At 71.4% G+C, this 12431-nt stretch carries 11 protein-coding genes and 1 pseudogene; 10 read left to right on the top strand and 2 right to left on the bottom strand.

Going from position 1 to position 12431, the window contains the following annotated elements; all coding sequences use genetic code 11:
- Positions 1–46: 46 nt before the first annotated feature.
- Complete coding sequence (locus ACFMQL_RS07170; RefSeq protein ID WP_364058903.1) at positions 47–280, bottom strand: Lrp/AsnC ligand binding domain-containing protein; 234 nt, start codon at positions 278–280, stop codon at positions 47–49.
- 47 nt (positions 281–327) lie between these two features.
- Between ACFMQL_RS07170 and ACFMQL_RS07165 the strand changes: the two genes are divergently transcribed.
- Both ACFMQL_RS07165 and ACFMQL_RS07160 read left to right on the top strand, forming a co-directional pair.
- Positions 328–1305, top strand: coding sequence for a thiamine-phosphate kinase (locus ACFMQL_RS07165; protein WP_364058900.1), 978 nt, complete (start codon positions 328–330; stop codon positions 1303–1305).
- Between the two features lie 267 nt (positions 1306–1572).
- Positions 1573–3189 (top strand): hypothetical protein, encoded by a 1617-nt coding sequence (locus ACFMQL_RS07160; protein ID WP_364058897.1) that lies wholly within the window; start codon positions 1573–1575, stop codon positions 3187–3189.
- Positions 3190–3972: 783 nt separating this feature from the next.
- On the opposite strand, the gene rpmB is transcribed toward ACFMQL_RS07160, so the two are convergent.
- The gene (rpmB, locus tag ACFMQL_RS07155; protein WP_043618345.1) at positions 3973–4158 is read right to left on the bottom strand and encodes a 50S ribosomal protein L28; all 186 of its coding nucleotides are present in this window, start codon (positions 4156–4158) and stop codon (positions 3973–3975) included.
- 277 nt (positions 4159–4435) lie between these two features.
- Here rpmB and ACFMQL_RS07150 point away from each other — a divergent pair.
- The 8 genes and pseudogenes from ACFMQL_RS07150 to rnc all read left to right on the top strand — a co-directional run.
- Positions 4436–5665 (top strand): annotated as a pseudogene (locus ACFMQL_RS07150) (DAK2 domain-containing protein); the annotation flags it as partial.
- Positions 5666–5735: 70 nt separating this feature from the next.
- A complete protein-coding gene (locus ACFMQL_RS07145) occupies positions 5736–5981 on the top strand; it encodes a hypothetical protein (RefSeq protein ID WP_378790143.1) in 246 nt (81 codons plus the stop codon).
- A 121-nt stretch (positions 5982–6102) separates the two neighbouring features.
- Positions 6103–8277: an ATP-dependent DNA helicase RecG gene (recG, locus tag ACFMQL_RS07140; RefSeq protein WP_378785000.1), complete on the top strand. Its 2175-nt coding sequence runs from the start codon at positions 6103–6105 to the stop codon at positions 8275–8277.
- 932 nt (positions 8278–9209) lie between these two features.
- Positions 9210–9776 carry a 16S rRNA (guanine(966)-N(2))-methyltransferase RsmD gene (rsmD, locus tag ACFMQL_RS07135; protein ID WP_364058885.1) on the top strand — a complete coding sequence of 189 codons (567 nt, stop codon included), beginning with the start codon at positions 9210–9212 and terminating at the stop codon, positions 9774–9776.
- A gap of 14 nt (positions 9777–9790) precedes the next feature.
- Positions 9791–10267, top strand: coding sequence for a pantetheine-phosphate adenylyltransferase (gene coaD / locus ACFMQL_RS07130; protein ID WP_364058882.1), 477 nt, complete (start codon positions 9791–9793; stop codon positions 10265–10267).
- Positions 10268–10339: 72 nt separating this feature from the next.
- Positions 10340–10891: a YceD family protein gene (locus ACFMQL_RS07125; protein ID WP_364058879.1), complete on the top strand. Its 552-nt coding sequence runs from the start codon at positions 10340–10342 to the stop codon at positions 10889–10891.
- A 1-nt stretch (position 10892) separates the two neighbouring features.
- Positions 10893–11072, top strand: coding sequence for a 50S ribosomal protein L32 (gene rpmF, locus ACFMQL_RS07120; protein ID WP_082535183.1), 180 nt, complete (start codon positions 10893–10895; stop codon positions 11070–11072).
- A gap of 195 nt (positions 11073–11267) precedes the next feature.
- On the top strand, positions 11268–12008 hold the full coding sequence (rnc, locus tag ACFMQL_RS07115; RefSeq protein WP_378784998.1) for a ribonuclease III: 741 nt from the start codon (positions 11268–11270) through the stop codon (positions 12006–12008).
- Positions 12009–12431 lie beyond the last annotated feature (423 nt).

Below are 12431 nucleotides of genomic sequence, written 5' to 3'. Positions count from 1 at the left end.
CGCGCCCGTCAGATGTTTTCGTCAGATGTTTCCGTCAGATATGCCGTCAGATATGGACGATCGGACACGTAAGCGTACGCGTGATGCCCTGCACCGCCTGAATCTGGGCCACGACGAGCTTGCCCAGCTCATCGACGTTGTTGGCCTCCGCGCGCACGATCACGTCGTAGGGCCCCGTCACGTCCTCGGCCCGCGTGACCCCGGGGATGCCGGAGATCTCGCGCGCCACGGCGGCGGCCTTGCCGACTTCGGTCTGAATAAGGATGTAGGCCTGCACCATCACGTCCTCCCGGGCGATTGGATCACGCCGAAGGGCCACCGTACCCTGTGTGCGTCAGGAGGTGCGTCATCACAGTCGGAGATCTCGGCGAATTCGGTGTGGTAAAACGCATCACCGGACGTCTGCCCCAAGGCGACGCGGTGATGCTCGGCCCGGGTGACGACGCCGCCGTCATCGGCGCCCCGGACGGGCGCGTCGCGGTCTCGACGGACCTGCTGATCGAGGGCCGCCACTTCCGCCGCGACTGGTCGGGCGGCTATGACGTGGGCCGTAAGGCCGCCGCTCAGAACCTCGCCGACGTCGCGGCCATGGGTGCCCGTCCCACCTGCCTCGTGGTCGGCCTCGGCCTGCCCGCCGACCTGCCGGTGGACTGGCTGGACGAGCTGACCGCCGGGTTCGCCGACGAGTGCGCCACCGTGGGCGCGAGCGTGGCCGGCGGCGACGTGACCCGCTGCGACCTGGTCGTTCTCGGCGTGACCGCGCTCGGCGACCTCGGCGGGCGCGCTCCCGTCACCCGGTCGGGGGCCCGGCCTGGGCACGTGGTGGCGGTGGCCGGCCGGCTCGGCCGCTCGGCCGCCGGGCTGGCGCTGCTGTCGGCCGGGGTTCCGGTGGCCGCTCCCGCGCTGGCCGAGGCCGTGGCGGGGCATCGGCGCCCGTGCCCGCCGTACGAGAGCGGGATCGAGGCGGCCGAGCTGGGCGCGAGCGCCATGCTGGACGTCAGCGACGGGCTGCTGCAGGACCTGGGGCACATCGCGCAGGCGAGCGGCGTGCACGTGGAGCTGGATCCCGCCGCCTTCGCCCCCTTCACCTTGGACGAGCCGGTGGCGGCGGCGGCCAAGGAGCTGGGGGCCGATGCGCTGGAGTGGGTGCTGTCGGGTGGCGAGGATCACGCGCTGGCGGCGGCCTTCCCCGCCGAGGTACGGCTGCCGGAGCCGTGGCATATCGTGGGCCGGGTGACCGAGGGCTCCGGGGTGAGCGTGCTCGGGAGAGAAATCGGACAGCGCGGGTGGGATCACTTTCGGTGACGACTTGTCCTGATTTACGTGAAATTTTCCCGGTTTGGGGTATGACTAGTGGGATTGCTGTGACAACGGCGTAGCAAAGGTGTTATGAAGAGTGGCGGCCACTGTAACCGGGAAGAAAGGGCAGCCATGGGCCGCCACGGCACAGGTGGATCCGAAGACGGGGACGAACGGGGGCACAGCGCTTTTTGGGGTCCTGACGAGCAGGCCGAGCCGCCGGGCTGGCCCTCGCTGCCGGACCAGCCCGAGGTGACGGGGCAGTGGGCCCCGATGCCGCGGCGTACCGACGCACCGCCACCGCGCGCGACGCAGTCGGAGCCGTTCGAGACCACCGGGGCCTTCGCGCTGCCGACCAACGTCCCCGGCGGGTTCCCGCCGGGCAACGACCCCGCGGGCGCCTACCCGCAGCAGCCTGGGCGCGACTCCAGGCCGGATGAGGCCGGGCCGTTCGAGACGACGGGCGCGTTCGCCCGCCCGCCGGAGTGGAACCAGCCCGCTCCCGGCCCCGCCGACCAGACGGCCGTCTTCGGCGGCGGCCCCGGCCAGACGAGCACGCAGCCCGGCCTCTCGTACGCGCAGAGCGGTGACACACTGTCCGACCTGTCCGCCGAGCAGCGCGGGCTGTTCGACCCGCCGAGGGACCAGCGCGGCGCCTTCGACGACGACCAGCGGGGCTCGTACGAGGAGCGGACCAGGACGTTCGACGGGCCGATCGACCAGCAAGGGCCGTTCGACGCGGACCGGCGTGAGCCCTTCGGCTCCTCCTTCGATGGAGCGCCGGACGACCGTACGGCGAGATTCGACTCGCCCTCGGGGCCCAGCCCCGTCTACGGCGGCCCGCCCGAGCCCGGCGACGTCAAGGTCGCCGGCGAGCCGACCGCTGCACCGACCCCAGCCTGGGCGAACGCCGAGACCTCCTTCCTCGGCGCCGACCCGGGCTGGCCCGACGAAGACGACGAGCCGCGCGGCCGCCGTGGCCGCCGCAGGCAGGGCCGTGGCGGCGGCGGAGACGACGACGCGCTCGCGGCCGCGCCCTCCGGGGCCGGCAAGGGCCGCGTGGCGCTGCTGTCCGTGGCCGCCGTGGCCGTCGTGCTCGGCGGCACGGTGGCGGGCGTCAAGTTCATGAGCTCCAGCGACCCGGCCAAGTGCGAGGGCACGACGTGCGCCGCCGTACAGGCTCCCAACCAGCGCCCCGCGCCCGCCGAGTCCGGGCCCGCCGAGGAGGAGACCGAGGCCGCGCCCGAGGAAGAGCCGGTGGAGGAGGAGCCGACGGAGAGCGAGGAGCCCTCCAAGTCCGCGGCCCCGACCCCCACGATGAACGCCGGGGTGCCGCGCCGCACCGCCGACCCGTCGCCGACGCCCACCAGGACCAGGGCGAAGAAGCAGGAGGAGAAGCCGGTCTCCGAGCCGTCGCCGGACATCCAGGAGACCGCCTCCGAAGAGCCCAGCGAGGAGGTCTCCCAGCTCGACGACGCCGGCACCAACAACAACACCGGCACCACCCCGCAGGACCAGCCCTCCCCGACGCCCAGCGACGACAGCGTCGGCGTGGGCGACGACTTCGGGTTCGAGCAGCCGTTCGGCAACACCGGCGCGCTCAACGTCAAGCAGACCATCCAGCAGCGGCTGACGACGTACCAGGCGAACCTGACGCTGTCGAACGAGTCCGCGCAGCCGCTGCAGAGCCCGACCGTGTCCGTGCCGGTCGAGGGCAAGGTCGTGAAGGTGGACGGCGCGCAGTGGACCCAGGACGGCGACCTGCTGATCCTCGACCTGTCCACCACGCTTGCCGCCGGCGACTCGGTCAAGGTGTCCTTCACCGCCACCGGCAGGGGCGCCAAGGCCCGCAACTGCGGCATGGTCTCCGGCCAGTGCGCCATCAGCTGACCCTCCACGCCCCGGGCGGAGCCTCTCTCCGCCCGGGCTTGCCGGGGTCGGCGCGTCTTGGACGGGTGGACGTTTCGCGCGGTTCGTGACGCCCGCTTGATGGCGGTTCGTGACGCCCGCTTGATGTTCGTGACGCCCGCTTGATGGACCGCCGCGCAGCCGTCTGCGGCGATCGTCCCTGCGCGCCTTCAGGTGAGTGGTGGACAGGTGCTACCGCGCACTGCGCGCGTCGCGGCTCTCCTCCGCGCATCGCCGACGTCGCCTCAGCCTCGCGGTCGTCGCCGAGAGGCTGTGCTGTGCGCCCCTGTACCGGGTGATGGCCGTCATGGGCGCGTCTCAGCGCCACACAGAGCGCGTGGGGACGGCCGTGGGTACCCGATTGCCCGGAATGGCGGAAAACGCCGCTGTCAGGACGTGTCCACGGCCTGAGGCGACGCCGTGGACGGTGCCGCCTCAGGTCGAGGCGACGCCCATGGATGGTGCCGCCTCAGGTCGCGCCGCGCGTGGACGGTGCCGCCTCAGGTCGAGGCGACGCCCGTGGACGGTACCGCTGTGGGGGACGCGTCGCTCGTGAGCCTGAGGAAGGGCGTGTGGCACGCGGCACCCTCGGCCGCGTGAGCCCTGCCGCGATCCGGCCGGGCCGGGCGGAGCGCCGACCCTGCGCCGACTGGTGAGGCCGGCGGCGCCGCCGGCGTGCGTGATGCGTTTCTCTGACGTTGGCCGGGCATGACGAAGGCCCGCTGCTCCCGAAGCGGGAGGCGGGCCTTTCGTCGGAAGTGTGAACTAGCGGGTGACCTTGCCCGCCTTGATGCACGAGGTGCACACGTTCAGCTTCTTCGGCGTGCCGCCGACGACCGCGCGAACCGTCTGGATGTTGGGGTTCCAGCGCCGACGGGTGCGGCGGTGAGAGTGAGACACGTTGTTGCCGAAGGTCGGGCCCTTGCGGCAGACATCGCAGACGGAAGCCACGGTATCGCTCCTTTAAAACAGTCGATGTAGCCCTGTCCGCTGATGCTTTCCGGGCGGAGGGCATGCCGGGACGACCGGCCAGCCAGATGAGAATATCCGATCCACGCCGATGGGCGCGAACCAGAGCACCTGGACCGGATCCCGGGCGGCGATATTCTCCTCGCACAACCGTAGCGCATCCAGGCGGTGAGCTCGGACGTCCCGGCCCATCCCGGCCGGTCGCTCGCCGCCGACCTGTCAGGGCAGTCGGTCGGGGGACGTACGTCGGAGGCACCACATGAAGATCCTCGACCCGCCCACCGTACGACGCTGGGCCCGCCTGGCCGCCGACGCGCTGGGCCAGGCCAGGTCGGAGATCGACGCGCTCAACGTCTTCCCGGTCGCCGACGGCGACACCGGCACCAACCTGCACCTGACCATGCTGTCCGCGGCCGAGGCCGTCGAGTCGCTGCCGGAGGACGTGGACGCCGCCGTGGTGTGGCAGACGCTCTCGTACGGGGCATCGGTGGGCGCGCGCGGCAACTCGGGAGTGATCGTCAGCCAGGCGCTGCGCGGCATGGCCGAGGTGCTGAAGGACGGCTCCGACCTGCGCGCCGGGCTGATGAGGGCGGCGGTGCTCGCCAGGGAGGCGGTGGCCAGGCCGGTCGAGGGCACGGTGCTGAGCGTGCTGGAGTCGGCGGCGCGGGCCGTACAGGAAGTGGAGGGCGACCTGCCCGAGGTGGCGCGGCAGGCGGCGGGGGAGGCGCGGGCGGCGCTCAGCCGTACGCCCGGCCAGCTCGACGTGCTGGCCCGCAGCGGCGTGGTGGACGCGGGCGGCGCGGGAGCGGCGATCGTGCTGGAGACGCTGGCCACGGCGATCGCGGGCGAGTCCGGCGGACACTACGAGGTGCCCGCGCCGTCCTCGCGGGTGTCGCCGATGACCGAGGCGGGGGCGGGCTACGAGGTGATGTTCCTGCTGGACGCCGGCGACCGGGCCGTCGCGGAGCTGCGCGAAGAGCTCGACGCGATGGGCGACTCGCTGGTCGTGGTGGGCGGCGACGGGCTGTGGAACGTGCACGTCCACGTCCCCGAGGCGGGCCCGGCGGTGGAGGCGGGGATCAAGGCGGGGCGGCCGCACCGGATCCGCATCACGTACCTGGCCGAACGCACCCACGCCGGCGGCACCGGGCGCGGCGTCGTGGCGGTCGCGGCGGGCGACGGGATCGCGGCGCTGTTCGAGGAGTGCGGCACGGTCGTGGTGCGGCGCGCGCCCGGCACCCGGCCCACGCTCCCCGCGATGCTGGCCGCGATCAGGCAGGCGGGCGGCGAGGTCGCGGTGCTGCCCAACGACGACGGCGTACGCGCGGTCGCCGCCGCTGCCGCCGAGATCGCCCGCGAGGAGGGCGTGACGGTCAGCGTGCTGCCCACCGAGTCCACCGTGCAAGGGCTGGCCGCGCTGGCCGTACACGATCCGCTGCGGCGCTTCGACGACGACGTGGTGGCGATGACCGACGCCGCGGGTCACACCCGCTGCGGGCACGTCACGGTGGCGGACCGGGAGGCGTTCACCAGCGCGGGGGTGTGCCAGGCCCGGCGACGTGCTCGGCCTGATCGGCGGGGACGTGGCGGTGATCGGCGACTCGGTGGCCGGGGTGGCGGTCACGGTGGTCGATCGCATGCTGGCGGGTGGCGGCGAGCTGGTCACGCTGGTCACGGGGGCCGGCGCGGAGAAGGGGCTCGCGGAGGAGGTGGAGCGGTATCTCGGACGTACGCGGCCGGAGGTGGACCTGGTCGTGTACGACGGCGAGCAGGGCGGCTACCCGCTCCTCATCGGCGTCGAGTGATCCACCGGCGTGCCCGCCGGTGTCCGAGGGGCTTGCCCGCCCGCTCCTTACGACTTCACGGGCGCTGCGTCCCCGCGTCGCTGGGGATTCCTGTCGGTCGCAGGCGGTAGAACTGAATGCCGTGAGTCGTTTCGACGAGCCTTTGACGAAGGCGCTCGACCCGAAGACCGCCAAGCTGCTGAAGAGCGTGCTCGGCTTGGAGACGGTCGGCGACCTGCTGCGCCATTATCCGCGCCGCTACGCCGAGCGCGGCGAGCTGACGTCGCTCGACGCGCTGGAGGTCGATGAGCACGTCACCGTGGTGGGCGAGGTGACCAGGCTCATGCGCAAGCCGATGCGCAACCGCGGCGGCACCTGGCTGGAGGTCGAGGTCGTCGACGGAAACGGCAACAAGATCTATCTGTCGTTCTTCGGCAAGGGCTCCCACGTGGCCGAGTCGCGGCTCAAGCCGGGCAGGCGCGGTATGTTCGCGGGCAAGGTGGGCCTGTTCGGGGCGCGGTCGAGGCCGCGCTGGCAGCTCGCGCACCCGGAGTTCGAGCTGTTCGAGGAGAGCGAGGCGAGCGCCGAGGAGTTCGCGGCCGCGCCGGTGCCGATCTACCCGGCGGGCAAAGACCTCACGCCGTGGGCGATCAGGCGGGCCGTCGGCGTCGTGCTCGACACGCTGGGGCCGCTCGACGACCCGCTGCCCGCCGAGCTGCGAGCCCGCCACGGCCTGCAGGACCTCGGCGACGCGCTGGTGGCGATCCACCGGCCCAAGGATTTCTCCGACGTCGGGCGGGCGCGCAAGAGGCTGAAGTTCGACGAGGCGTTCGTGCTGCAGGCCGTGCTGCTCCAGCGGCGCCAGGCGGCCACCGCGCTGCCGGCGAAGCCCAGGCCCCGGCGTCCCGACGGCATACTCGCCGCGTTCGACGAGCGGCTGCCGTTCTCGCTGACCGAGGGGCAGACGAAGGTCGGCGAGGAGATCGCCGCCGACCTGGCGAGCGAACATCCGATGCACCGGCTGCTCCAGGGCGAGGTCGGCGCGGGCAAGACGGTGGTGGCGCTGCGGGCGATGCTGCAGGTGGTCGACGCCGGCGGGCAGGCCGCGCTGCTCGCGCCCACCGAGGTGCTGGCCCAGCAGCACCACCGCTCGATCACCACGATGCTGGGCGATCTCGCGCAGGGCGGCATGTTCGGCGGCACGGCGGTCACGCTGCTGACCGGCTCGATGGGGGCCGCCGCCCGGCGTTCCGCGCTGCTCGACGCCGCCTCCGGCACGGCCGGCATCGTCGTCGGCACCCACGCGCTGCTGCAGGAGCACGTGCAGTTCGCCGACCTGGGGCTGGTCGTGGTGGACGAGCAGCATCGGTTCGGGGTCGAGCAGCGTGACGCGCTGCGCGAAAAGGCCGACGGCGGGCGCCCTCACGTGCTGGTCATGACCGCCACGCCGATCCCGCGTACGGTCGCCATGACCGTCTTCGGCGACCTTGAGGTCTCGACGCTGTCCCAGCTTCCGTCCGGCCGCGCCCCGATCACCACCCACGTCGTGCCGGCCGCCGAGAAGCCCCACTATCTCGAGCGCACCTGGCAGCGGGTCAGGGAGGAGGTGGCGCTGGGGCGGCAGGCGTACATCGTGTGCCCGCGCATCGGCGACCTGGAGGGCGACGAGGGCGACATGGGGGCGGCGGCCGACGACGAGCGCCTGCCGCTGCTCGCGGTCCTCGACGTCGCCGAGATGCTCACCCAGGGGCCGTTCAGCGACCTGCGGGTGGGCACCCTGCACGGCAAGCTGCCTCCTGAGGAGAAGGAGGCGATCATGCGGGCCTTCACGCGCGGCGAGCTCGACGTGCTGGTCGCCACCACGGTGATCGAGGTCGGCGTCGACGTGCCCAACTCCTCCGTCATGATCATCATGGACGCCGACCGCTTCGGCGTCTCCCAGCTCCACCAGCTCCGCGGCCGGGTCGGCCGGGGCGGGCTGCCCGGTCTTTGCCTGCTGGTCACCGACTTCCCCGAGGGCACCCCTGCCCGCGCCCGCCTCGACGCGGTGGCGGCCACGCTCGACGGCTTCGAGCTGTCGCGGGTCGACCTTGAGCAGCGGCGCGAGGGCGACGTCCTGGGGGCGGCGCAGTCCGGCAAGCGGTCGTCGCTGAAGCTGCTGCAGCTGCTGCGCGACGAGGAGGTCATCGCCACCGCCCGTGAGGAGGCGGCGGCGCTGCTGGCCGGCGACCCGGAGCTGAAGCGGCACGAGGGGCTGCGCGCGGAGATCGGACGCCTGCTGGCCGACGAACGCGCCGAATACCTCGAGAAGACATGACACCGGTCCCGCTGCTCGGCGGAGGTCGCGTCTGGAGGGACCGACCCTGCCGATCTCCGCATGGCCGGCCCTGCGGCCTGCCGTCGATCCGCTTGGGCGTCTTGGGTCCGGATGGCCCTGGTGGCGTGGGCGTTGCGGATTTGATCGGCCCTGCGGCCTGAGCGTCGCGACAACGGCCAACCGGGGGTGCTGCTGCGGCGCTCGTGGTGGGTTGCCGGTGCGTGGGGCGGGGTGTCCGGTGAGCAGCTCGATGGCCTCGCCGGTCGGCGACCTCGTCGCAGGAGGGCCGCCGCGCTCGGGCGGGAGGGCCGGCGGGTGGCTGGTGGTCGGGGTGCGTGAGGTGGGGAGGTCGATCAACCGCGCGGTCGGGCTGCTGCGGTCGGGTGTGTGGGGTGGGGAGGTCGATCAACCGCGCGGTCGGGCTGCTGCGGTCGGGTGTGTGGGGTGGGAGGTCGATCAACCGCGCGGTCGGGCTGCTGCGGTCAGGCCGGTTGTCGCCGATGTGAGCAGGTCGCATTGCCGGAGGCTGGGTGCCGTCGCGCAAGGCGCTCGGAGGTCCGGTGGGTGAGGCGCTTGATGGAAGCGAAGCCGGGAGCCGAGGTGAGCGGGCGTGTCGGGTGCCTGGTGAGGCGAGAAACCGAAGCCGGCGGGGTGCCGGTGCCGGGGTGAGGTGGCGGTGAAGTGAGGCCCAGCCGCCGGGGACGGCCTCCCCCGAATGCCGTCCCCGGCTGGGCCCACCCTCGGGTCAGGTGCCGAGGGAACCGGCGTGCGGAAGGGCTCACGATCACGCCGGTCGGCCTTCATGTGGGTCACCTTGAAGGCCGCAGTCATCATCATGCGGGCCGGTCCGCCCGATGTGAATCACCCTTGCGTAGTCGAGGCCGACACTTGTCCACTCTTGACCTGCATGAACATGCGGGACAATGGGGGACATGACGCGGATCATCGCAGGCACGGCGGGTGGGCGGCGGCTGGCGGTGCCGCCGGGGCGCGGCACGCGGCCGACCAGCGACAGGGCCAGAGAAGGCATCTTCTTGACGCTGGACTCCCTCTACGGCCTGCACGAGGCCCGCGTTCTCGATCTTTATGCGGGTTCGGGCGCGATCGGCTTGGAGGCGCTGTCGCGGGGTGCGGCCGAGGCGGTGCTGGTGGAGTCCGATCCCAAGGCGGTGCGCACGATCAAGGCCAACGTCGCCTCGCTCGGTCTCGACGGGGCCCGGGTGGTGGCCGACAAGGTGGAGCGGGTCCTCGGCAGGCGGGCCGACACGCCGTACGACATCGTCTTCGCCGACCCTCCGTACGCGCTGCCCGATGACGACGTGCGCACGGTGCTCGAGCTGCTGCGAGACAACGGGTGGCTGGTCGAAGAGGGATTGGTGGCGTTCGAGAGGGAAAGTCGGGGAGGGCCACTGATGTGGCCTAAAGGGTACGTTGAGGAGAGGGTCCGTCGTTATGGCGAAGCGTCCGTTTGGTACGGTCGCGCCGCCGGGAACCCGTAGACCTGGGAGGCGTCTTGCGCCGCGTAGTCTGCCCGGGGTCGTTCGACCCCGTCACCAATGGTCACCTCGACATCATCGGCCGCTCCGCCCGGCTGTACGACGAGGTGACGGTGGCAGTCCTCATCAACGTCGAGAAATCCAGCCTGTTCACGGTGGATGAACGCATCGACATCCTGCAGGCCGTGACCAAGGACATTCCGAACGTCAAGGTGCGGAAGTTCCACGGACTGCTCGTCGACTTCTGCCGGCAGAACGAGATCCCCGCCATCGTCAAGGGCATCAGAGTCGTCAGCGACTTCGACTACGAGCTCCAGATGGCGCAGCTCAACTACCGGATGTCCGGAGTCGAGACGCTGTTCATGCCCACGAATCCCGAGTATTCGTTCCTGTCGTCGTCCCGGGTGAAGGAGATCGCCCGGTATGGTGGTGACGTCTCGGGTCTCGTGCCCGACCTCGTCCACAAGCTGCTCATCGAGCGGCTTAGAGGCTAGTCGCAAGCTGCTATCCTTACTTTTCGGCCTTGTACGACGGCGATGCTTTTCGCCATGCCTAGCGAGAGCAGGATGACTCAGCACCTGGACCCCCGCTCCCCGTGGGTGATCTCCACACACGACCTGGGGAAGCGGCCGGGCACGATGCGGCAGTTGACCCTCGCTCTCCCGGCACCGGCGGATCTCGGCGTCGACATGATCGGTGTCCCCAAAGACGCCGAAGTCGAGCTGGATCTCCGGCTCGAGGCAGTGATGGAAGGCGTGCTCGTGTCAGGCACGGCGCAGGCCCCGCTCGCCGGGGAGTGCGCGCGGTGTCTCGATCCGGTCTCCTCGGAGATCCGGGTCGATCTGCAGGAGTTGTTCTTCTATTCCGACGAGGACGCCTCGGAGGAGGATTCGCTGCTCGACGGCGAGCTGCTCGACCTCGAGCCGACGTTTCGCGACGCGGTGGTGCTCGCACTGCCGTTGAGCCCTGTGTGCAGGGAAGACTGCGCCGGGCTCTGCGCGGAGTGCGGAATCAAGCTGGCCGAGGCCGGCGAGGATCACCGGCACGAGAAGATCGACGCTCGCTGGGCGTCGTTGCAAGGTTTGTTCACCGACAAAGATAACGATCAGGAGAAGTGACGTGGCCGTCCCGAAGCGAAAGATGTCGCGGAGCAACACCCGCGCCCGTCGCTCCCAGTGGAAGACGACTGCTGTCGCCCTGGTGAGCTGCCCGCAGTGCCGGTCGCCCAAGCAGCCGCACATTGCGTGCCCCACCTGCGGCACCTACAACCGTCGTCAGGTCGTCGAGCCGTCCGCCTGATCGCCGGCAGTTGACGTGATGCCGACCGGGTGCCATTGTGCCTCGGTCGGCGTTAACGTCTCAGATGCGTGCGGCGGCGGTTCGCCCGCGGCCGTGGTGGACGCCGGGGCTAACGCGTTTACCCCGACGCCCACCACGTTTTCGGGCATCTTCCGCAGTCGGCGCGCCATGTGAAGATGTCCGAGGAGGAAGCACGTGGGCGCAGGTCCTAAGCCGGTGGCCGTCGAGGTCGCCCGAGACGAGCTGGAGCGAGTTCTTTCCGTCTCCCTTGAGACGACGATTCTCGAGCGGGCGCTGACGCACCGCTCCTACGCGTACGAGAACGGTGGCCTGCCTACCAACGAGCGCCTGGAGTTCCTGGGCGACTCGGTGCTGGGCCTGGTCGTCACCGACACGCTTTACCGCAACCACCCCGATCTGCCCGAGGGCCAGCTGGCCAAGCTGCGGGCCGCGGTGGTCAACATGCGAGCGCTGGCCGACGTCGCCAGGGGCCTCGGCCTCGGCCGCTTCCTGCGGCTCGGCAGGGGCGAAGAGGGCACCGGCGGGCGCGACAAGTCGTCCATCCTGGCCGACACCCTTGAGGCGCTGATCGGCGCCATCTACGTCGACAAGGGCCTCGACGAGGCCTTCCGCGTCGTCCACCTGCTGTTCGACCCGCTGATCGTGCGCTCTGCCTCGCTCGGCGCGGGGCTCGACTGGAAGACCTCCCTGCAGGAGCTGACCGCCTCCGAGGCGCTCGGGGTTCCCGAGTACCACGTCGAGGAGAGCGGGCCCGACCACGCCAAGTCCTTCACCGCGATGGTGCGGGTCGGCGGCGAGTCCTACGGCTCGGGCACCGGCCGCAGCAAGAAGGAGGCCGAGCAGCAGGCGGCCGAGGCGGCCTGGACCCGCATCCGCGCCCGCCGCGAACAGCGCGAAAGCCAGCCGACCGCCTGACGGCGACCCGCCGGCGGCCCCGGCTTGCGTGACCTTCTGCCGGCTGGTGACGCTTGGCGGGCGGCGCGCGGTGCGTCGATGCCGGGCAGGCCACGTGAGGTCCTTGTGGCGGCGGGCAGCGTGCGGGCCGCCGGAAGGCGAGTGGCGGAAGCGCCCGTCGGGCCTCGCCGATCGGTAGGCGGTCGGGCGCCGAAGATCCAGCCTGCGGGTGCGTGGCGGCTGCGGCGCTAGCACAGGGATCGCCCGCCCCTGGTGAATGTGCGGTACTTCGCGCCTCGTGAGTCTGGTGCGGAGGGTGGTGCGGTACCGCTGGCACAACCCCGGCCGTGCGCTGGGCACTCGAGTGCCGCTCGTTCGGCAGGAGCGGCGGTGCAGAAACGGGCTGTGAGGGCGTTTCGGGCGTGACGCCTGTGGCGTGGGCGG

Origin of the sequence: Nonomuraea fastidiosa (assembly GCF_042751225.1) — a bacterium.
In the GTDB taxonomy this organism is placed as follows: Bacteria; Actinomycetota; Actinomycetes; order Streptosporangiales; family Streptosporangiaceae; genus Nonomuraea; species Nonomuraea fastidiosa.
The sequence above is the reverse complement of the archived record's forward strand: the minus strand, read 5'-3'. Positions and strand labels throughout refer to the sequence as shown.

Bases quoted from the DNA above. Each gene is read 5' to 3' on its own strand.
- ACFMQL_RS07170 (WP_364058903.1), bottom strand. From the start codon at position 280: ATGGTGCAGGCCTACATCCTTATTCAGACCGAAGTCGGCAAGGCCGCC.
- ACFMQL_RS07160 (WP_364058897.1), top strand. From the start codon at position 1,573: ATGCCGCGGCGTACCGACGCACCGCCACCGCGCGCGACGCAGTCGGAG.
- rsmD (WP_364058885.1), top strand. From the start codon at position 9,210: ATGACGCGGATCATCGCAGGCACGGCGGGTGGGCGGCGGCTGGCGGTG.
- ACFMQL_RS07125 (WP_364058879.1), top strand. From the start codon at position 10,340: ATGACTCAGCACCTGGACCCCCGCTCCCCGTGGGTGATCTCCACACAC.